Genomic DNA, 19,577 nt, shown 5'->3' on the forward strand with positions numbered 1-19,577 from the left:
TATAAAAAAATAACAGTTTAACAATATATTCATTTTTTTATTACAATATTATTAAAAGGATTATTGCAAACTTTAAAAAAAAACTCTAATATTAGATTATCTTTGTTTACCGAAAAGGTGATATTATGATAGTTGGAAATATAGTAAAAGAAGTGCTTGCATATAAGAAAGGACAAATTCAGCAAAAGCTAAGTAGTCCACAGGCATTCGTTAGTAGTCGTTTTCAAGAGAAGTTGCAGAGTGAACCTGCGAAGGAGACGAAGGGTACTACGCAGCCGGCAAAGGTAGAGGATATGAGTCAGCCGGTACAATCTACAAAAATAGAAACGGTCGTAAATAAACCGGAACAATCTATTCATAAAGTAGAGGAAGCGAGTAAGCCGGAAGAAAAGGCTGAAACGAAGAACGTAGATGAAGTGCAAGTCGCACAAAAAGAGTTTGAACGACGTTTCCCAGAAACGAAAAATGAGGCTGCTGATACGTGGGGATTAACGAAGAAGTATAATATTCAAAAAATACGTTCTTCTAATGAAGGGAAGTATGAGGATATTATAGATCGTGTAAGTCATACATACGGAATTCCGAAAACGTTAATTCAAAAAATGATTGAAGTAGAATCTGATTTTAATCCGAAAACGGTGTCACATGCAGGTGCGAAGGGTCTTATGCAGCTTATGCCAGCGAATGTGAAAGAGATGGGTATAAAAAATCCATTTTCACCAGCTGAAAGTATTGAGGGCGGCGTGAAAGAGTTAAGCGGTTATTTAAAGAAAAATAACGGCGATCTCGTACTAGCGCTTGCATCTTATAATGCAGGTCCTGGTAATGTGAGAAAGTACGGAGGCGTACCACCATTTAAAGAAACGCAAGGATATATTAAAAAAATATTAAATATCGACGTTTCAAAATAAGAAGTTTCATATATAGAGAGAACATGAAATTTTCGTGAACATGATATGGGAGTTGGCTAGATTTGAAATTACAAGATGATATTCCGTTAACAATTTATTTTGAAATCGGAAATACGAAAAAGAAAATTGAAGATTTGCTTCATATTACGAAAGGTACATTGTATCGTCTTGAAAATTCAACGAAAAATACGGTACGTCTTATGCTTGAGAATGAAGAGATTGGAACCGGAAAGATTTTGACGAAAAACGGGAAGATGTACGTTGAAATCGTTGAATTGAAAAGGTAGGGAAGGGGATTGTCATGAGTGGCGAAAAATTAAGCCAAGAGCAAATTGATGCCCTGCTGAAGGCGGTAAATGAAGGCGAGGAAATGCCAGCTTTCGCACAAGAAGCAGGAAAGCAAGAGAAATTTCAAGAGTATGATTTTAATAGACCGGAGAAGTTCGGTGTTGAACATTTACGTAGTTTGCAAGCAATTGCTTCTACATTTGGTAAACAGACGTCACAGACGTTGTCAGCGCGTATGCGTATTCCGATTGAGTTAGAGCCTTCTACGGTTGAGCAAGTTCCGTTTACGAGTGAGTATGTGGAGAAAATGCCGAAAGATTATTATTTATATTGTGTTATTGATCTTGGCCTTCCAGAGCTTGGGGAAATTGTTATTGAGATTGATTTAGCATTCGTTATTTATATTCATGAATGTTGGCTTGGCGGAGATAGTAAGCGTAACTTTACGATGCGCAGACCACTTACCGCATTTGAGTTTTTAACACTGGATAATATTTTTATGCTCCTTTGTAAAAATTTAGAGCAATCATTTGAAAGCGTTGTTGCGATTGAACCGAAATTTGTAACGACAGAGACAGATCCGAATGCATTAAAGATTACGACAGCGAGTGATATCATTTCATTACTAAACGTAAATATGAAAACGGATTTTTGGAACACGACGGTGCGTATCGGTATTCCATTCTTATCTGTTGAAGAAATTATGGATAAGTTAACGTCTGAAAATATTGTTGAACATTCTTCGGATAAGCGTAAAAAGTATACTTCAGAAGTGGAAGCGAAAGTAAATCAAGTGTACAAACCTGTTCACGTTGCAATTGGTGAGCAAAAGATGACAATGGGTGAGATTGAACAAATTGAAGAAGGCGATATAATTCCGCTCCATACGAAAGTTTCGGATGAATTACTTGGTTATGTAGATGGAAAGCATAAATTTAATTGTTTTATTGGAAAAGATGGAACGCGTAAGGCGCTCTTATTTAAAAGTTTTGTAGAGTAGGAGGATCCATATGAAGCATGAAGTATCTCCTGTGTCATTAATGGGATTAGAAGATTTTGCAGGAAAGCGAAATGAAGCAAGTAAAGCACATATTGATACTGTTTCAGATATTTCGATTGAGCTTGGTGTAAAGCTTGGAAAGGCATCTATTACGCTTGGTGACGTGAAGCAATTAAAAGTTGGCGATGTTCTGGAAGTAGAGAAAAACTTAGGACATAAAGTAGATGTATATTTAAGTAATATGAAAGTCGGCATCGGGGAAGCAATCGTAATGGATGAGAAGTTCGGTATTATTATTTCTGAAATTGAAGCTGACAAGAAGCAAGCTGCGCTTATGAAAGCGCAAAGTCAAATGCAAGATAAAGAGTAGAGGAGGAGTCATATGTCGTATATGACGACCTTATTTCAAGTCGTTTTACTGTTTGGTGCGCTCGGCTACGGTGCATATTATATGACGAAAAAGACGCGCAAGCAGCAGTTTTTTAAACAAGGTGAAAATGGCCACATTCAAGTGAAGGACGGCGTTTATTTAAATCATCAAACGAGCGCCTTTTTATTTGAAGTAGACGGCAAGCAAGTGTTCACTGTTATTAGTAATAACGGTGTACAGTCTGTGCAATTAACAGGAACAGGAAATCAGTTTCAACAAGCGCTAGAAGACGCGGTGAAGAGTGAAACGAAAAAAGTAGAGGATCCATCATGAGAATAAAGAAACAGTTATCGTTATTAGCCGTTATTTTCGTATTTTCTATCGTTTTTTCAATTATTTTTGTAAATCCAGCGTATGCAGCCCAAAACGGTTTTATTAATTTCGAAAATGGAAAAGAGTTTACGAGTAATTCAAGTGTGCAGTTATTTGCGCTCGTTACCCTTTTATCATTATCTTCATCTATCGTTCTATTATTTACACACTTTACTTATTTTATGATCGTTCTTGGGATTACACGTCAAGGACTTGGGGTAATGAATTTACCACCAAACCAAGTGCTCGTTGGACTTGCCTTATTTTTATCACTCTTTACGATGCAGCCTGTACTTGGGCAGCTAAAGAGCGATGTGTGGGATCCGATGACGAAAGAGAAAATAACAGTAAGTCAGGCTGCGGAAACGACAGCGCCGATTATGAAAGAGTATATGTCAAAGCATACGTATAAGCATGATTTAAAAATGATGCTGAAAGTGCGCGGAGAAGAATTACCGAAAGATTTAAAAGATCTTTCACTATTTACGCTCGTACCATCCTTTACGTTAACGCAAATCCAAAAGGGATTGTTAACAGGGATGTTCATTTATTTAGCGTTTGTATTTATAGATTTGATTATTAGTACACTTTTAATGTACCTCGGGATGATGATGGTACCGCCGATGATTTTAAGTTTACCGTTTAAAATACTCGTTTTCGTATATTTAGGTGGATATACAAAAATCGTCGACATTATGTTTAAAACGGTCGCCTGAAGCGTTTGATGCTATGTGATAGGAGTCATATAAATGAATACGTCACCAATTATAGATATTTTTCAAACCTTTTTTTATAAAGGGGTTATGATTTTAATGCCGGTTGCCGGCGTTAGTATGATTGTCGTTATTATCATCGCTGTCATTATGGCAATGATGCAAATTCAAGAACAAACGCTGACGTTTTTACCGAAAATGGCGAGTATTGTACTCGTTATTATCATTTTAGGTCCGTGGATGTTTCAAGAGTTAACGACGCTTATTTTAGATTTATTTGATAAAATTCCATCGCTATTGCGTTCGTACTAAGATAGGGGAACTGAAATGAATATGGAATTATGGGCGGCGACGTTTTTTGCGTTTTGCCGCATTACTTCATTTTTATATTTTTTACCGTTTTTCTCAGGTCGATCCATTCCAGCGATGGCGAAGGTTACAGTTGGACTTGCTCTTTCCATTACTGTTGCCGATCAAGTTGATGTCTCTCACATAAAAACAACTTGGGACGTTGCAGCTTATGCTGGTACGCAAATTGTAATTGGATTATCACTTTCAAAAATTGTAGAAATGCTATGGAACATTCCGAAAATGGCCGGTCATATTTTAGACTTTGATATCGGTTTATCACAAGCAAGTTTGTTTGATGTAAACGCAGGTTCACAGTCTACTTTACTATCAACCATTTTTGATATATTTTTTCTCATTATTTTTATTTCACTTGGCGGCATTAATTATTTCGTTGCCACGATTTTAAAGTCGTTTCAATATACAGAGGCGATTTCAAAATTGCTGACGACTAGTTTTTTAGATAGTCTACTCGCAACGTTATTATTTGCGATCACATCAGCGGTTGAAATTGCTCTCCCGCTTATGGGAAGTTTATTCATCATTAACTTTGTTTTAATTTTAATCGCAAAAAACGCTCCGCAATTAAACGTTTTTATGAATGCGTATGTGATTAAAATTACATGTGGTATTTTGTTTATTGCGATGAGTGTACCGATGCTCGGTTATGTGTTTAAAAATATGACGGATGTATTGCTTGAGGAATATACGAAACTATTTAACTTTTTCTTAACGAAGTAGGGGGACGCGCATGGCAAAGGATAATAAAACAGAAAAGGCCACCCCGCAGAAGCGTAAAAAATCGCGTGAAGAAGGGAATATTGCCCGGAGTAAAGATTTAAATAATTTATTTTCCATACTTGTATTAGCAGTTGTCGTTTACTTTTTCGGAGATTGGCTCGGGTTTGAGATTGCCAATTCTGTATCGGTGCTGTTTGATCAAATTGGAAAAAATACAGATTCAACCGAGTATTTTTATATGATGGGGATTTTACTACTAAAAGTATCAGCTCCGATATTAATACTCGTATACGCTTTTCATTTATTCAATTATATGATTCAAGTCGGTTTCTTATTTTCTTCTAAAGTCATTAAGCCGAAAGCTTCGCGTATTAACCCGAAAAACTATTTTACGAGATTGTTTAGTCGTAAAAGTTTAGTAGATATTTTGAAATCACTGTTTTATATGGGGTTAATTGGTTATGTCGCTTACGTTCTCTTTAAAAAGAATTTAGAGAAAATCGTGAGTATGATTGGATTTAACTGGACGGCGTCACTTACTGAAATTATTAGGCAAATTAAATTTATCTTTTTAGCTATTTTAATTATATTAATCGTTCTTTCTATTATTGATTTTATTTATCAAAAATGGGAGTACGAACAAGATATTAAGATGAAAAAAGAAGAAGTAAAACAAGAGCATAAAGATAATGAAGGGGACCCGCAAGTAAAAGGGAAACGAAAAAACTTTATGCACGCCATATTGCAAGGAACAATTGCGAAGAAGATGGATGGCGCAACGTTTATTGTAAACAATCCGACTCATATTTCGGTCGTACTCAGGTACAATAAACACGTTGATGCAGCACCAATTGTCGTTGCAAAAGGGGAAGATGAGCTCGCATTATATATACGAACGCTTGCCCGTGAACAAGAAATACCAATGGTGGAAAACCGTCCGCTTGCTCGTTCTTTATATTATCAAGTCGAGGAAGATGAGACGATTCCAGAAGATTTATACGTAGCTGTAATTGAAGTTATGCGCTATTTAATTCAAACGAATGAACTTGAAGTATAATAGCGCGTTTGGAGGAGATCTCTTTGTTTAAGATAGATTCTGCAAGAACCTATTTTTCTATCTTTTTAGCAGCGTCATTCGTAGTGGCGCTCTTAATTCCACTTCCACCATTTATACTTGATATTATTATCGTTTTTCTACTAAGTATGTCAGTGCTTATTTATATGCGAGCGACAAGTATTAACGAGTGGGATGAATTAAAATCATTTCCGACGATGTTGTTATTAATCGGGATTTTCCGCGTATCGATTAACGTATCGACGACGCGAGCGATTTTGACAAACGGAAATGCCGGTCATGTTATTGAAGAGTTCGGTCAGTTCGTAATTGGCGGGAACTTATTAATTGGTATCGTTATTTTTACAGTATTAATCATATTCCAGTTTATCGTTGCAAACGGTGCATCTCGTACAGCTGAAGTCGCAGCTCGTTTTACACTTGATTCTTTACCAGGGAAACAAATGTCAATCGATGCTGATTTAAACCAGCGTATTATTTCAGAAAAAGATGCACAAGCAAAACGAAAAAAATTAAATATGGAAACAGAGTTTTACGGAGCGATGGATGGTGCCGGGAAGTTCATTAAAGGGGACGTTATTTTCGGGATTGTCATTTTATTCGTAAACATTATTTTCGGCTTAATTGTCGGAATGATGCAGCAAGGAATGAGCTTTGGTGAAGCTGCTCTTCATTACACACAGTTAACTGTCGGTGACGGAATCGTAAACCAAATTGGTTCGTTAATGCTTGCGATTTCAACAGGTATTATCGTAACGCGTGTATTTGACGGTTCACCGGATACGGTAACGGAAGGAATCTTTAAAGAGTTATTAGCACATGAAGTTGTTGTATATGCACTCGGTGGTTTATTTATCGCAATGGGTATTTTTACTCCGCTACCGTTTCTACCGTTCGCACTCGTTGGTGGAACAATTATCTTCTTAGGAATTCGAAATAAAAACCGAATGAAGAAAGAAAAAGAAGATGAGCTTCAAAAAGAATTAGAAATGATTCAAGGCGAAGATGAGCAACTGCAACAAGTGGAAGATTCATTTGGCGTATTTACAGATAAATATCCAATTATTGTAGAACTCGGCTTAGATTTAGCAGCACTTGTAAAGCAGAAAATTAACGGGGAAACAGCTCGTGATAAAGTAGTTCTTATGAGGAAGTCGATTATTACCGATCTTGGTATTAACGTTCCTGGAATTAACTTTAAAGATAATACGAGTTTTAGACCACGTGGACGTTACATTATTCGTATTAAAGGTGCGAAGGCAGCTGAAGGTGTTTTAAAATCAGGATACTTATTAGCACTGAAAACACCGAACGTAATGGCCGATTTAGATGCAGAACCAGCGAAAGATCCGATTTTTGGCGAGGATGGATATTGGATTTTAGAACATATGGTACAAGATGCACAAATGAAAGGCTATCAAGTATTAGAGCCACTTAGCATATTAATTACGCATTTAGATGTTGTCGTTAGACGTAATCTTCATGAGTTAATTCAGCGTCAACATGTAAAAGACTTAATTAACTCCCTTGAAAATGATAACGGCGTTTTATTAGAAGAGATTAAGAAGAAAGAAATCGACTTATCACTCGTTCAAAATGTTATTAAACAATTGCTAAAAGAAGGTATTTCTATTCGTGATTTACCAACCATTATTGAAGGTATTATTGACGGAAAGGAAATTTATCAAAACCATGTTGACGGCGTAACGTCATTCGTCCGTGAATGTATTTCAAAAGTGATTTGTGAAAATGCGAAAAATCCTGACGGGAAAATATATGCGGCGCTCTTCTCAGATTCAATCGAGTTAGATGCAGACGTTGTGAACAATTCTTATCAAGGTTATTTATTAAACTGGGATTTAGACTTAGAAACGCGAGTCGTTGAACAAGTACAACGCGTATTGAAACAAGCGAGGTTAATGGGAAGAGAACCAGTATTATTAACGCGTAGAAAAGATTTCAGGTTTGCGATTGTAAGACTTCTTGAGCGTTATCAAGTAGAAGCGCAAGTACTTTGTATTAGCGAATTAGCACCAGAAATTGTTGTGGATCAAATTGCCTATATTGAATAGTAGGGGGTGAAGTAATGGAAAGTACAGAAAAGAAAGAAGCGTTAATGCGAATAAAAGCAGCTTCGAAAAATGAATTGTATCGAAAGTTATTTGACCAATATGGTACAGATTATTATTACGTTGTCGATGAAAGTGTAAAACGAAATATCCCGTTTTTTTGGAAAAAGAATTATGAAATGTTAGTTGCTTTTCCAGAGGATAAACAGGAAGAAGTAAATGAAGGTACAGCTCAATTTCATGAACAATTAATGGATGTTGTAAATGATCCTTCAGAACAAATTGTGAAGGCGAACGGAATTCAATCGGTACTGCACAATTTAGAAAACGTGACGACTCCTATGTCATACGCGGCGATGCAAACAGGAAATAGTGAAGAATGGGCAAGAAAGAAAGAGAAACTATTAAAGCTGTTTGAAAAAGGTATCGTCGTTGTGAAACAGACAGAAGAAACGAAAGTAACGAAAAAGCAAAAAGCTGTGAAGAAAGTCGTTCCTGTCAAAAAAGAAGAAGTAGTTGTAAAGAAAGAAAAGCAAGAATCTGTACCATTTATTATTCAAAAAGTAATTCGCATGCTAGAACAAAACGATGTAGAACAATACTTCATTCATGCATATGCTGAAAAGTTAAAAGTGAAGTTTGAAAATGCAACGATGATTACAGAAGAAGAAGTAATCGAATATATATTGGAAGATATGAGATCTCATTTCAATACGGAAAATGTATTTGAAAAAGAAGTACAAACAATTGCATTAATCGGTCCAACTGGTGTTGGAAAAACGACGACACTTGCGAAAATGGCGTGGCAGTTTCACGGTAAGAAAAAAACGGTTGGTTTTATTACGACCGACCATTCTCGCATTGGGACAGTTCAGCAACTGCAAGATTACGTAAAGACAATTGGATTTGAAGTAATCGCTGTGCGTGATGAAGCTGCAATGACAAGAGCGCTTACGTATTTTAGAGAAGAAGCGCGCGTTGATTATATTTTAATTGATACAGCTGGAAAAAATTATCGTGCGTCAGAAACAGTGGAAGAAATGATTGAAACGATGGGACAAGTAGAGCCAGATTATATTTGTTTAACGTTATCAGCTTCGATGAAAAGTAAAGATATGATCGAAATCATTACGAACTTTAAAGATATTCATATTGATGGTATCGTATTTACGAAATTTGATGAAACAGCAAGTAGTGGTGAATTGTTGAAAATTCCAGCAGTATCATCAGCTCCCATTGTATTAATGACAGACGGACAAGACGTAAAGAAAAACATACATATCGCTACAGCGGAACATTTAGCGAAACAAATGTTGCAAACATCATAGAAAAGAGGTGAAGAATAAGGCAATTGCCTTATTCAATCGAGTATGAACGGTCTTTATATAGGTTCAATGGGTATGATGAATTACATGCAGCGCATTAATGTTCATTCGAATAACGTTGCAAATGCCCAAACGACAGGATTTAAAGCAGAAAATATGACTTCTAAAGTATTTGATGTACAAGACACATATCGCCGCGGTGACGGAGCGGTAACAAATATTGGCTCAGTCGATTACGCTGTAGTACCAGCCGCAACGCATGTGAACTTAGTACAAGGAAATATACAAATGACAAATAGTGATACAGATTTCCTTTTAGATGACGGAACTGCTGGCACAGCTTCGTTTTTCGTTACATCTAAAAATAATGAAACGTTTTTAACGAGAGACGGTAGTTTTACATTAAATAGTGATCGTTATTTACAAACAACTTCAGGTGCTTTCGTAATGGGAGAGAATAATGAACGTATTCGTATTCCAGAAGGAGCAAAAGTAGCTGTACAAGCAGACGGTACGTTATATGATGCAGTAACACAAAACAATATTGCTCGCTTGCAAACAAAAACAGTAGGTGCAGAAGCGAATAATCGTCTCGTACAAAGAGAGAACAAAAGTTTTACACTAGCAGAAGGGAACATTGCTGATTTACCGAACGGAACAGGGACAGTAAAAAATCATATGCTAGAAAATTCAAATGTAGATATGACGAAAGAGATGGCTGATCTTATGACGGATCAAAAAATGATTTCAGCATCACAACGCGTTATGACTTCATTTGATAAAATTTATGAAAAAGAAGCGAATGAAATATTGAGATAGGGGACTTCCGTTAGCGGAAGTCTTTTTTGTTTTTGATTTAAATTTCAGAATTATCAATTGACTTTGTAGAGCTTCTTTTTTATATTAGTAGGTATAACTATAACTACTAAAGAGGTGAGAGTATGACAACGGCATTATATTTAGAAGATGCATACAAAACGAGTTGCGAAACAGAAGTGATAAAAGTAGAAGGAAATAAAGTATTTGTAAAAGAAACAGTTTTTTATCCAACTGGTGGAGGGCAGGAATGTGATACGGGTGTCATTGTACAAGATGGGTCTGTATTTGAAGTTGAAAAAGTAAAGAAGGAGCAGGGAGAAATAATTCACTATATAAAAGATGGAGCTCAAGTAAATTTAGGTCCAGTTAAATTAGAGATTAATTGGGAAAGACGTCATAACTTAATGCGTCATCATTCTTTACTGCATCTTATCGGAGCTGTCGTTTATGAAAAGTATGGAGCTCTATGCACTGGAAATCAAATCTATCCTGACAAAGCACGTATCGATTTTAATGAGTTACAAGAGTTATCGAGCGTGGAAGTAGAAGAAATTGTTAAGGAAGTGAATAAACTTATTCAACAAAATAAAGAAATTTCCACTCGTTATATGAGCCGCGAAGAAGCAGAAAATGCTGTAGGAATGATTAAAACAGCCATAAACCTCCTGCCAACTACTATACAAGAAATCCGCATTGTTACAATTGAAAATTTAGACGAACAAGCTTGTGGAGGCACACATGTGAAAAATACGAGTGAAATAGGAACACTTGTTATTGATAAAGTAAAAAGTAAAGGTAAGCAAAATCGTCGCTTTGAAGTTAGAGCGATTTAGATTGTGAGGAGTACTAATGGATGAAATTATAAAAGAATTACAAAAGTTAGGTTTTTCCCAGTACGAATGTAAAGCGTATATTGGATTACTAAAACATTCCCCAGTAACTGGGTATGAAGTGAGTAAACAAACAGGAGTACCTCGTTCTATGATTTACGAGGTACTCGGTAAGTTAATGGATAAAGGAGCAGTACATATTGTACCTTCTGAACCAGTTAAATATGTACCAGTACCAGCTACTGAATTAATGAATCGAATGCGAAAAGACTTTGAAAAGTCCTTTGAATTTTTAGATGAGAAATTAAATGGTTTAGAACAAGAGCGACAAATAGATGTAATTTCGCATATTCGCTCAAATGATCGTGTTTTAAAAGAAATTTGCAATATAATTAATAGAGCAAAGGAAGAGTTATGGATTTCTGTATGGGAAGATCAAGTGCATGAAATTGAGCCATACATTCATCAAAAAGAAGAGGAAGGCGTACATATATTTTCAATCTTATTTGGCGCGCCAGAAACAAAAATAGGCGCGACGTTTCACCATAATTATATGACACCTCACGTTGTTGAAAAGAGAATGGGTGGTCATTTAACTGTTATTGCTCGTGATGGAGAGGAAGTATTAATTGCGAACTTCTCAAATGATAGCACTTCGTGGGCTGTTACAACGTATGACCCAGCGCTAGTTCTCGTTGCTACAGAGTATGTGCGCCACGATATTATGGTTGAAGAAATCACGAAGGAATTTGGAGCTGATAAGTTAGATATGTTGTGGCGTGAAAATATAGATTTAGTTCATGTCGTAACAGGAAAACGAACTATGGAAGGAATGGAGGATGATAAGGATGAGTAAAGCTGAGGCACATGTAGCTTTGCAGAGCGATGATACATTTCAGCAAGGAGTAAAAGATTGTTTACCAACTGTATTTGGTTATTTAAGCATCGGTATAGCAGCTGGTGTAATTGCAAAAACAGCTGGTTTCTCCATTATTGAAATTGCGTTTATGTCCACTTTAATTTATGCAGGTTCTGCCCAATTTATATTAGCTGGTATGTATGCAGCTGGTGCACCTGCTTCCGCAATTATTTTTACTGTATTTTTTGTTAACTTGCGCCACCTTCTTATGAGTGCTGCACTTGCGCCGTATTTTACGAAACTGCCTCTATTTAAAAACTTACTAATCGGTTCGCAAATTACAGATGAAACGTTTGGCGTTGCAGTACAGCATGCGGCGCAAAAAGGATATTTAGGTGAAAAATGGATGATCGGGCTTAACGTAACAGCGTATTTAAATTGGATTCTTGCTACTATTATCGGCGGGCTGTTTGGTGAGTGGATACCAGACCCGCATACGTACGGGATGGATTATGCATTACCAGCAATGTTTATCGGGTTATTTGTACTTCAGCTTATAAGTAGTAAACCGAAGCTAGCAATTCATCTTACTGTTGCAATTGTAGCAATTATCATCGCATATGTTTCACACTTATTTATGCCAGATAGTATAGCGGTTATTATCGCAACATTACTAGCTGCGCCGATTGGAGTGATGATTGAAAAATGGAAATGAGATTAGACGTATTATTACTTTTATTAGCAGCGGGAGCTGTCACACTCGTGCCACGTATTTTACCTCTACTCGTATTTAGTAAACTACAAATTCCAGACTGGGGTTTAAAATGGTTAAATTACATACCAATCGCGATATTAGCAGCACTTTTAGCGCAAGTTTTATTTATGCATGAGACGATGCAGTGGGATTACCTTATCGCAGCAATTCCAACATTTCTTGTCGCAATATATACTCGTAGTTTATTAGGTACAGTATTAACTGGCGTGATTGTGATTATTTTGTTACGTTTCTTTTTCTAAAAAGGATTACGGTCATATCATAGCGAAAAGTGTAATAACATGAAAAATATAGGGGTGGTGTTATGATACTTTTAACGATAGGAGCAATTTTGTTAACGTTGTTTATTTTCTTTATTATCGGCTTCATTACGTTTATGATGTTTGTTGATAAGGCGACACCTCAAATATATTATACACCTTGTGAATCAGTGACAGTGAAAGCTAAAGGTAAACATAAAAGGAAGAAAAGTTGAATGTTGGCTTTTCTTCCTTTTTACTATTTGGGTGTATTGTATATTGCTTATGCTTAAATTTTATAATTCCATGTATAATACAATATAAAAAGATTGAGAGATGTTCCAAAGATAGCTGAGTAACTATTTTTGGAACATCCATTTTTGTCCGCCGTTCGTAAATACGTGTGTTTGTATTAATTTTAAAGACCAAATTATATAGACTGGTCGTTCGTTTCATAAATATATCTTAAAAAGGAATTCAATTTAATATCAAATTTGTGTATAAATGCTCTATACACAAGGGTAAAACCCTTTGATATACCGTATCCTAAAATTACACCCATACAATTAAATATTACATCGTTTATATCGACATATCGAAAAGTGAATCCGGCATAAAGTGCTGATAAAAGTTGTAGAGTTTCTAATAAGACTCCTAATGCAATTCCTAATAAAACAACCTGTTTGAAATTCGTCTTTTTTATATAAGGAAAACCAAAGCCAAAAGGAATGGTTAGTAGTATATTAAGTATTGATGTTGTTATAGCAAAATGGTCCGTGTTAAATGGTATAAAATTAGCATCTCTCCATACATTTTGTCCAATTTCTTTTTTCATATTTTCATCTATAATAATTGGGAATTGGGTATAATTAAATACTACACAAAGATACAAATAAAATATTGAAAAAAATAGTAAGTACATGCTTCTCTTTTTTAGGTGTAACTTAAAAAAGAGAAGTAAAAATAACAACATAATAAACGCTCCAATAAGAATAAAACCATCAAAGTCAATTAGCATGTGTAAAACCCTCATAGTTTAGTGGTGATATTTTAATTAGATATTTTCCCATTTCCTCTTATATTTTGTCCATCGTCATTTGTTTTCCAAATAAATAAGTAGTATTCATTTGAATTTTTATCAACATTATATGCACCAGAGAAAGATCTATTTATGCCACCATTAACAGTTCCACGAACCCCATGCAGATCTATATAGAGTATAATTTACATCGTAAGGCCCCACAGCTCCTCCATCAGTAGAATATACATATGCACTCCCATTGATATATACACTACCTTTAGAAAGTGTGTGGAATTGTTTGTTTTTACTACCATCTACCACTCGATGATCCATTTTAAAACTGTAACTACTAGATGCTGCTAATGTTGGTATAGCGAAACATGTTAGTAAGGTTAAAGCAGTGATAATAGAAAAAATTTTGTTTTCATATGTTTCTCCCTTGTTAATTTATTATTGAGAGGCCTTATCAATAAAGAGGATAATGTATTTAATTGAACACGTAAATAATAAAGTATAAAGATTAATAATTTTTAACATTGGTTTTACGATTATTAAGAAAATGCCATATAGTTTCAATTTGTTTAAAAGAAGAGAGTTTAATTGTTGAAAATAAGTAGAAAATTAATTGAAATCGATATGATTTATTATACGACTTCAAAAGTATATTGAGGAGAATGACGGGGCCGGGCAGTTCTTTAGCACCATGGATGTAATAATCATATAAAGATTAAGAGGAAATTAAAAGACCCAAACTTGATATTATACCAAGTTCAGGTCAAAGCTGTTAATGAAAGAATGTAATTAGGTCTTTACTCTCATTTCATAGCTACATTCCCGCAAGAAGTAAAAAAAACAGCCCAAATAAAAAACTAATAAAGGAAAGAAAACCGATACATATGGAGAATACACGGTTGTTTCTCCATTCGCGCCAGAAAGCGATAAAGCCTAATATGCAAAGGAAAAACCAAATGGGCAGGAATAGTAACTCGCTAATTTTTTCGGGAAGTAACGCATAAAAGGTTGATAAATATAAGATCCAATTTGTAAAAAATAAAATGTAAACGATAATAGATTGTAAGTAGGGACGTTTGGAAAACTCCCCCTTTTTTACGGTTACTAAAATAATAGTTAGCGCTGAGAAAAAGGCAATGAATATGAAAATCAGTAAGAGTAATGTAAGTGTCATTTACATCTCCTTTATAAGAGTGTTTTTTACAAGAAATGACTCTATTAAATTATATGCTTGATTTGTAGAGTGCCCGTTATATTTTTCAGTGTACGGATTTAGAAAACCATGTTCACCGTGTAGTTGGTGTGTTTCTAATAAAGGATTTTTTTGTTGCTGCAATGTTTGAATGAAAGAGGATACTGAAAAACTAGCTTCTTTTTCAGGGAATATAAGTAAGGTAGCACATGTTGGTTTCATATGAATATAGTCACGTATACGGGAACCGTAGCATCCGATAATAAAATCTATTTTCGGATTGTTACTACATAGCCATGAGATGGTAGCACCAACACTAAAGCCGATAAGTCCAATATGTGTGTAACGACTAGAAAGATGAGTAATGAATGTTTCAATTTGCTTTTTTCCATCTTCAAATCCAATATGATTCATAAAAAAATGATATGCTTTTTCTTCATCACTATAATGAAATGCATGTTGTGATTGTAGCAGATTAGGACAGAATACATCTATATGAGATGAAGTAAAGTGATGGATAACGTGATGCATATGGTCGTTCACACCATATATTTCATGAACAGCAATGAGAGCTAATTTTTTCTTCATCGTTATACAGTACCTTTATGAAACTTAAATTCTTTTTCAACAAGGCAGATGCGAAGGTGGAAGTTTTCATACCATTGCTCACGACCTCTTTTTTTCGCTTCTCTATGTAAGGCATTCCGTTTCCAATTTTCAATCGCCTCAAGTGATTCCCAATAAGAAATTGTGATTCCGAGCCCTGAATGATCTCGCGCACTTTCTACACCTAGAAATCCAGGTTGCTGCTTTGCAAGTTCCTCCATTTTGTCGGCAACATCACTATAATCTGTTGTATTATTTGATAAATTAGAAGTGAATATAACTGCATAATAAGACTTGTTTTTTTCTAAATTAGATGCCATTATTTTTCCCCCTTCATGTATAGTGTGAATAATTAATCCATAGTTTGTATTTTAGCAGGTCACAAAAAGAAAAGAAGTGGAAAATTATTATTTTTTCGACTTCTATAAGATAAAAGAAATTTATAATAAGTAATCTAAAAAAAGAAAAATGCCACTTCAAAATTGAAGTGGCATTTTTTATATTTCCTCTAAGCTATTAACTGGAACCGTTAATTCGCGTCCTGGATTTTTAACTTCATATATGCGGGCGGTTTCGTTGCTTTCGTCGACGTGTTGAATTGTAACAGGCATGCCTTGAAAACTGACATTCGCTTGTTCAGATGACACAGAAAGCTCTTTTGCACGTTGAATATTCATTTATATTCCTCCCATCATTATTATCTTTGCTAAAAAAGAGGAATAATATACCATTTCGAGACATTCTTAAAGTTTTTGTATTATTTGTAATGTTTCTTTAATAAATGAAGAGAAAATAGAATCCGGATACGATTGTATTATTTCATTTGCTTTTGTTGCTTCTTCAAGAGCTCTTTTTTTATCATTCAGTTTGACGTAACAAAGTGCACGATATGCACCTGCCGTTGTAAGCCACGCTTGATCCAGTGGATGGTTCATATAATCCGGTATAATGCCACGTTCCAATGCTTGTAAAGCTTCTTCGTAACGTTTTAATCCGTATAAAGATTTTCCTTTTTCAAGATAATACAATCCGTCGTCTTGAAAAATGGGCTGATTTTTTAGTTTTTCTCGATATTGTTCTAGATGTTTTAATGCGATTGTATATTCATTAGTAATGGTGTTGTAGTAGTAAGCTTTTAAAATATTAGTCATCGCAATGGATAGAGTATCTTCTGTAAAAATGGCAAATTGTTCAGATTTTTTTATGTAATATAAATAACGCTCTTTATCAACTGTAATGACTTTTTGGTAAGATAAAATCCGGTAAAATACATCTGTTTTATAATACACTTGATGTTTTTTTGAAAATGCGAGTGTCTCTAATATCGTTTCTTCACATTTTTCATAATCGCCACATGCTAGTAATATGATGGCTTCATATAAACATAAATCAATGTGTATAATAAGATCCATTTCTAAATGTTTCTCTTCATAATCATTTCTAATATTAGAAATAAGTTGTAAACATTCTGCATACTTTTTACGTGTGAATATCGCAAAAGATAATTTTAATTTTGTTTCCGTACTTTCTCGGTATAACTTATATTTTTCGAAAATAGAAACAGCTTTTTCTACGTAAGATTCAATGTTGTAATCTTTCATAATCACCGCAGCAGTTACGAATTGTTTGTATATACGAGCCGTATTTAAAGTAGAAGGGAGCTCTTTTTGAACGATAGGTAGTAAAGTCTCGTACACTTCATCACATTTATTTTCTTTTATGAGTTGCTCCATTTTTGTAATGAGTTCTACAATTTCTCCATCATCATCTTCTAATAAAAAACTCGCTTCACATTCAAGTTTTTCAGCGATATATTGTAATGTTTTCATGGATGGTGTAGCTTTTCCATTTTCAATTTGACTAAGCATACTTTTTGTAAGTTTCGAACCTGCCAGCTCTGTTTGTGTAAGTTTTTTTTCTTTACGTAACGCTTTAATTTTTTCACCGAGAGTTGCCATATTATTGCTCCTTTATAATTAAAAAGTTAAATTGTATTTAACTTTTTGTTGTAATAATTGGAAAGCTGATTATATAATAAGTTTAACACAATTTAACTTTTAAGGGGAGAGTGTCAGAATGGAAGATGTAAGTATAGGTCAAACTGATTCAAGAATGAAGATTGCAACGAGAAATATCATTTTAATGATGATTGGAAAAATGACGTCTTTATTAGGCGCAGGTATTTATACGTTTGCAATGGGGTTATACGTACTAAAGACAACAGGTTCAGGAATGGGGTTTGCTACTACGCTCGTTTGCGGGTCGCTTCCAAGGATGATTTGTGGTCCGATTGCAGGTGCTGTAGCAGACCGTGTGAATCGAAGATGGCTTGTCATTGGTACGGATTTATTAAGTAGTTTAACGATGCTTATTATGTTTATCCTTGCTACTATATTTGGACCATCGCTTCTTTTTATTTATGTTTCAGCAGCAGTATTATCAATTTGTGCAAGTTTTTATTCTGTAGCATTAACTTCATCTATTCCGAGTTTAGTAGACGAAGGACGTATTCAAAAAGCGAGTGCTTTAAATCAAACGGCGGCTTCTTTATCAAATATTTTAGGGCCGATTATTGGCGGAGTCGTATTTGGTTTCTTTTCAATTCAGTCGTTCTTTTTGTTAAATAGCATTACGTTCTTTTTAGCGGTTATTTTGCAATTATTTATCGTATTTGATTTATATAAAAAAGAAGTGGCTGAGAGTAAAGAGCATTTCTTGATGAGTATAAAAGAAGGTTTTTCATATGTAAAACGACAACATGAAATATATGGTTTAATGAAAATAGCATTGTGGGTAAACTTTTTTGCTTGTGGGCTAACCGTTGCACTTCCATACATTATCGTCCATACATTGCATTTATCTTCAAAGCAACTCGGTACTGTAGAGGGAATGTTAGCAGTCGGGATGCTAATGGGTGCGATTGCTTTATCTGTGCGTAAAGAAGTGAATAATCCGTTTCGTTCTATTTATACTGGATTGTTTTTATTTGCGGGGTTAAGTTTATGTACAGTCTTTCCGTTGTTAGTTATTATTCCAAAAGTAGCGAGTTTTATTTACTATATTGCTTTTATGATGTTAACGGGTATAGCAATTATGGTTGTCAATATTCCGATGCAAGTACATATGCAAAAAACGACAGATCCGAGCTACTTAGGGCGTGTATTTGGCCTACTTGAAACAATTGCGACTGCAATCGCACCGCTCGGTATGATTGTATATGGATTATTATTAGATATGTTACCAACTAGCATTGTTATGATGACAATAGGTGGAGGTTTATTGTTAGTTGTATTAATTGGAGTAAGGCAACATATGGCGAAGAAGCAAGTGGATGTGTCGGCTTAAAAATAATAAAATAATAAAAATTTGACTTATCATTATAAAAATGACCAAATCAGTATTTTAGTTTTTGAAACTCTTTTTCATGTATGTTAAAGTAAAGTGAGCAGGCAAAGAAAAGGAGAAAACATCATGAAAAAATTAAGTTTTGTTATGCTTTTTCTGTTAGTCGTAATGGCTGGATGTAGTAATTATGACACATATATTGAAACAGGTATGCAATCATTGAAAGATGAAAAATATAGTGATGCAACAATGTGGTTTGAAAAAGCAGAAAAAGAGAAATCGGGAAATGAAGCGAAATCATATAAAGAAATGGCCGAGAAAATGGATCACGGAGCGACAGCATTAAAAGACGGTAAGTATTTAGAAGCGAAAGACATTGCAAATGAAGTGTTACAAATGAAAAAAGACGATGTACTTGAAACAGCTGTAACATCAAATGCGGAGAATATGCTTCAAAAAGCAAAAGATGTAGAAGAGAAAGTAAATGAAAGAGTAGCAAAACGGAGAAAAGTAGAAGAAGAAGGAATTGATAAACTCATTAAAGCTGTAGATAGTATAGATGATGTGAAAGAAAAAGAGAAAATAGTTTCAGAAGCATTAGATAAGGCTGAAGAGGCGCAAGCAAAAATTGAAGCGAAGAAAAATAAATAGAGTTATAGTGTAAAAG

25 protein-coding genes and 1 pseudogene are annotated in these 19,577 nt (G+C 34.8%); 19 read left to right on the forward strand and 7 right to left on the reverse strand.

Annotation, left to right across the window (positions count from 1 at the left end):
* Positions 1–125 precede the first annotated feature (125 nt).
* The 17 genes from MR079_RS03135 to MR079_RS03215 all read left to right on the forward strand — a co-directional run bounded on the left by MR079_RS03135 (position 126) and on the right by MR079_RS03215 (position 12,970).
* Complete coding sequence (locus MR079_RS03135; protein WP_071742659.1) at positions 126–911, forward strand: lytic transglycosylase domain-containing protein; 786 nt, start codon at positions 126–128, stop codon at positions 909–911.
* A 62-nt stretch (positions 912–973) separates the two neighbouring features.
* Positions 974–1,198: a flagellar motor switch protein FliN gene (locus MR079_RS03140; protein WP_000775712.1), complete on the forward strand. Its 225-nt coding sequence runs from the start codon at positions 974–976 to the stop codon at positions 1,196–1,198.
* A 14-nt stretch (positions 1,199–1,212) separates the two neighbouring features.
* Entirely contained in the window at positions 1,213–2,199 is a 987-nt protein-coding gene (fliM, locus tag MR079_RS03145; protein ID WP_000012364.1) for a flagellar motor switch protein FliM, read from the forward strand.
* Positions 2,200–2,209: 10 nt separating this feature from the next.
* Positions 2,210–2,569, forward strand: coding sequence for a flagellar motor switch protein FliN (fliN, locus tag MR079_RS03150; protein ID WP_000680012.1), 360 nt, complete (start codon positions 2,210–2,212; stop codon positions 2,567–2,569).
* Between the two features lie 12 nt (positions 2,570–2,581).
* Complete coding sequence (locus MR079_RS03155; protein ID WP_000121176.1) at positions 2,582–2,902, forward strand: hypothetical protein; 321 nt, start codon at positions 2,582–2,584, stop codon at positions 2,900–2,902.
* On the forward strand, positions 2,899–3,657 hold the full coding sequence (locus tag MR079_RS03160) for a flagellar type III secretion system pore protein FliP (RefSeq protein WP_001220586.1): 759 nt from the start codon (positions 2,899–2,901) through the stop codon (positions 3,655–3,657). The genes MR079_RS03155 and MR079_RS03160 overlap by 4 nt, the downstream gene beginning before the upstream one ends.
* Before the next feature lie 33 nt (positions 3,658–3,690).
* Positions 3,691–3,966 (forward strand): flagellar biosynthetic protein FliQ, encoded by a 276-nt coding sequence (locus MR079_RS03165; protein WP_001098085.1) that lies wholly within the window; start codon positions 3,691–3,693, stop codon positions 3,964–3,966.
* Positions 3,967–3,981: 15 nt separating this feature from the next.
* Positions 3,982–4,743, forward strand: a complete 762-nt coding sequence (locus MR079_RS03170; RefSeq protein WP_001055716.1) for a flagellar biosynthetic protein FliR — start codon at positions 3,982–3,984, stop codon at positions 4,741–4,743.
* Positions 4,744–4,753: 10 nt separating this feature from the next.
* Positions 4,754–5,800 carry a flagellar type III secretion system protein FlhB gene (flhB, locus tag MR079_RS03175; RefSeq protein ID WP_001030104.1) on the forward strand — a complete coding sequence of 349 codons (1,047 nt, stop codon included), beginning with the start codon at positions 4,754–4,756 and terminating at the stop codon, positions 5,798–5,800.
* Between the two features lie 23 nt (positions 5,801–5,823).
* Complete coding sequence (gene flhA / locus MR079_RS03180) at positions 5,824–7,890, forward strand: flagellar biosynthesis protein FlhA (protein WP_000472544.1); 2,067 nt, start codon at positions 5,824–5,826, stop codon at positions 7,888–7,890.
* A gap of 14 nt (positions 7,891–7,904) precedes the next feature.
* The gene (flhF, locus tag MR079_RS03185) at positions 7,905–9,215 is read left to right on the forward strand and encodes a flagellar biosynthesis GTPase FlhF (protein WP_242293494.1); all 1,311 of its coding nucleotides are present in this window, start codon (positions 7,905–7,907) and stop codon (positions 9,213–9,215) included.
* A 42-nt stretch (positions 9,216–9,257) separates the two neighbouring features.
* Positions 9,258–10,031 carry a flagellar basal-body rod protein FlgG gene (locus tag MR079_RS03190; RefSeq protein ID WP_270699881.1) on the forward strand — a complete coding sequence of 258 codons (774 nt, stop codon included), beginning with the start codon at positions 9,258–9,260 and terminating at the stop codon, positions 10,029–10,031.
* A gap of 122 nt (positions 10,032–10,153) precedes the next feature.
* Positions 10,154–10,864 (forward strand): alanyl-tRNA editing protein, encoded by a 711-nt coding sequence (locus tag MR079_RS03195; protein WP_242293496.1) that lies wholly within the window; start codon positions 10,154–10,156, stop codon positions 10,862–10,864.
* Positions 10,865–10,880: 16 nt separating this feature from the next.
* Positions 10,881–11,717 (forward strand): TrmB family transcriptional regulator, encoded by an 837-nt coding sequence (locus MR079_RS03200; RefSeq protein ID WP_061131089.1) that lies wholly within the window; start codon positions 10,881–10,883, stop codon positions 11,715–11,717.
* Entirely contained in the window at positions 11,710–12,435 is a 726-nt protein-coding gene (locus MR079_RS03205) for an AzlC family ABC transporter permease (protein ID WP_242293497.1), read from the forward strand. Before MR079_RS03200 ends, MR079_RS03205 begins: the two co-directional genes overlap by 8 nt.
* Complete coding sequence (locus MR079_RS03210; RefSeq protein WP_000425942.1) at positions 12,426–12,737, forward strand: AzlD domain-containing protein; 312 nt, start codon at positions 12,426–12,428, stop codon at positions 12,735–12,737. The genes MR079_RS03205 and MR079_RS03210 overlap by 10 nt, the downstream gene beginning before the upstream one ends.
* 62 nt (positions 12,738–12,799) lie before the next feature.
* Complete coding sequence (locus tag MR079_RS03215) at positions 12,800–12,970, forward strand: DUF3951 domain-containing protein (RefSeq protein ID WP_000602230.1); 171 nt, start codon at positions 12,800–12,802, stop codon at positions 12,968–12,970.
* A gap of 194 nt (positions 12,971–13,164) precedes the next feature.
* On the opposite strand, the gene MR079_RS03220 is transcribed toward MR079_RS03215, so the two are convergent.
* From MR079_RS03220 to MR079_RS03245, 7 genes and pseudogenes are all read right to left on the reverse strand, one after another.
* Positions 13,165–13,752, reverse strand: a complete 588-nt coding sequence (locus tag MR079_RS03220) for a VanZ family protein (RefSeq protein ID WP_242293498.1) — start codon at positions 13,750–13,752, stop codon at positions 13,165–13,167.
* Between the two features lie 32 nt (positions 13,753–13,784).
* Positions 13,785–14,202: pseudogene (locus tag MR079_RS29320) on the reverse strand (hypothetical protein).
* 379 nt (positions 14,203–14,581) lie between these two features.
* Positions 14,582–14,941 (reverse strand): hypothetical protein, encoded by a 360-nt coding sequence (locus tag MR079_RS03225; protein ID WP_242293499.1) that lies wholly within the window; start codon positions 14,939–14,941, stop codon positions 14,582–14,584.
* Positions 14,942–15,547, reverse strand: coding sequence for a dienelactone hydrolase family protein (locus tag MR079_RS03230; protein WP_242293500.1), 606 nt, complete (start codon positions 15,545–15,547; stop codon positions 14,942–14,944).
* A 2-nt stretch (positions 15,548–15,549) separates the two neighbouring features.
* Positions 15,550–15,885 carry an antibiotic biosynthesis monooxygenase family protein gene (locus tag MR079_RS03235; RefSeq protein WP_242293501.1) on the reverse strand — a complete coding sequence of 112 codons (336 nt, stop codon included), beginning with the start codon at positions 15,883–15,885 and terminating at the stop codon, positions 15,550–15,552.
* Between the two features lie 177 nt (positions 15,886–16,062).
* Entirely contained in the window at positions 16,063–16,242 is a 180-nt protein-coding gene (locus MR079_RS03240) for an H-type small acid-soluble spore protein (protein ID WP_071723071.1), read from the reverse strand.
* Between the two features lie 66 nt (positions 16,243–16,308).
* Positions 16,309–17,523, reverse strand: coding sequence for a helix-turn-helix domain-containing protein (locus MR079_RS03245; RefSeq protein ID WP_242293502.1), 1,215 nt, complete (start codon positions 17,521–17,523; stop codon positions 16,309–16,311).
* A gap of 118 nt (positions 17,524–17,641) precedes the next feature.
* On the opposite strand from MR079_RS03245, the gene MR079_RS03250 reads away from it, so the two are divergent.
* Both MR079_RS03250 and MR079_RS03255 read left to right on the forward strand, forming a co-directional pair.
* Positions 17,642–18,910: an MFS transporter gene (locus MR079_RS03250; RefSeq protein WP_242293503.1), complete on the forward strand. Its 1,269-nt coding sequence runs from the start codon at positions 17,642–17,644 to the stop codon at positions 18,908–18,910.
* 126 nt (positions 18,911–19,036) lie between these two features.
* The gene (locus MR079_RS03255; protein WP_242293504.1) at positions 19,037–19,561 is read left to right on the forward strand and encodes a COG3014 family protein; all 525 of its coding nucleotides are present in this window, start codon (positions 19,037–19,039) and stop codon (positions 19,559–19,561) included.
* Positions 19,562–19,577 lie beyond the last annotated feature (16 nt).

Origin of the sequence: Bacillus cereus group sp. BfR-BA-01381, from assembly GCF_022663555.1 — a bacterium.
Taxonomy (GTDB): domain Bacteria; phylum Bacillota; class Bacilli; order Bacillales; family Bacillaceae_G; genus Bacillus_A; species Bacillus_A pacificus.

Bases quoted from the DNA above. Each gene is read 5' to 3' on its own strand.
- MR079_RS03155 (WP_000121176.1), top strand. From the start codon at position 2,582: ATGTCGTATATGACGACCTTATTTCAAGTCGTTTTACTGTTTGGTGCG.
- MR079_RS03235 (WP_242293501.1), bottom strand. From the start codon at position 15,885: ATGGCATCTAATTTAGAAAAAAACAAGTCTTATTATGCAGTTATATTC.
- MR079_RS03220 (WP_242293498.1), bottom strand. From the start codon at position 13,752: ATGCTAATTGACTTTGATGGTTTTATTCTTATTGGAGCGTTTATTATG.
- fliN (WP_000680012.1), top strand. From the start codon at position 2,210: ATGAAGCATGAAGTATCTCCTGTGTCATTAATGGGATTAGAAGATTTT.
- MR079_RS03210 (WP_000425942.1), top strand. From the start codon at position 12,426: ATGGAAATGAGATTAGACGTATTATTACTTTTATTAGCAGCGGGAGCT.
- fliM (WP_000012364.1), top strand. From the start codon at position 1,213: ATGAGTGGCGAAAAATTAAGCCAAGAGCAAATTGATGCCCTGCTGAAG.
- MR079_RS03255 (WP_242293504.1), top strand. From the start codon at position 19,037: ATGAAAAAATTAAGTTTTGTTATGCTTTTTCTGTTAGTCGTAATGGCT.
- MR079_RS03245 (WP_242293502.1), bottom strand. From the start codon at position 17,523: ATGGCAACTCTCGGTGAAAAAATTAAAGCGTTACGTAAAGAAAAAAAA.
- MR079_RS03160 (WP_001220586.1), top strand. From the start codon at position 2,899: ATGAGAATAAAGAAACAGTTATCGTTATTAGCCGTTATTTTCGTATTT.
- flhF (WP_242293494.1), top strand. From the start codon at position 7,905: ATGGAAAGTACAGAAAAGAAAGAAGCGTTAATGCGAATAAAAGCAGCT.
- MR079_RS03135 (WP_071742659.1), top strand. From the start codon at position 126: ATGATAGTTGGAAATATAGTAAAAGAAGTGCTTGCATATAAGAAAGGA.
- flhB (WP_001030104.1), top strand. From the start codon at position 4,754: ATGGCAAAGGATAATAAAACAGAAAAGGCCACCCCGCAGAAGCGTAAA.
- MR079_RS03205 (WP_242293497.1), top strand. From the start codon at position 11,710: ATGAGTAAAGCTGAGGCACATGTAGCTTTGCAGAGCGATGATACATTT.
- MR079_RS03170 (WP_001055716.1), top strand. From the start codon at position 3,982: ATGAATATGGAATTATGGGCGGCGACGTTTTTTGCGTTTTGCCGCATT.
- MR079_RS03225 (WP_242293499.1), bottom strand. From the start codon at position 14,941: ATGACACTTACATTACTCTTACTGATTTTCATATTCATTGCCTTTTTC.
- MR079_RS03195 (WP_242293496.1), top strand. From the start codon at position 10,154: ATGACAACGGCATTATATTTAGAAGATGCATACAAAACGAGTTGCGAA.
- MR079_RS03230 (WP_242293500.1), bottom strand. From the start codon at position 15,547: ATGAAGAAAAAATTAGCTCTCATTGCTGTTCATGAAATATATGGTGTG.
- MR079_RS03190 (WP_270699881.1), top strand. From the start codon at position 9,258: ATGAACGGTCTTTATATAGGTTCAATGGGTATGATGAATTACATGCAG.
- MR079_RS03215 (WP_000602230.1), top strand. From the start codon at position 12,800: ATGATACTTTTAACGATAGGAGCAATTTTGTTAACGTTGTTTATTTTC.
- MR079_RS03240 (WP_071723071.1), bottom strand. From the start codon at position 16,242: ATGAATATTCAACGTGCAAAAGAGCTTTCTGTGTCATCTGAACAAGCG.
- MR079_RS03165 (WP_001098085.1), top strand. From the start codon at position 3,691: ATGAATACGTCACCAATTATAGATATTTTTCAAACCTTTTTTTATAAA.
- MR079_RS03200 (WP_061131089.1), top strand. From the start codon at position 10,881: ATGGATGAAATTATAAAAGAATTACAAAAGTTAGGTTTTTCCCAGTAC.
- MR079_RS03250 (WP_242293503.1), top strand. From the start codon at position 17,642: ATGGAAGATGTAAGTATAGGTCAAACTGATTCAAGAATGAAGATTGCA.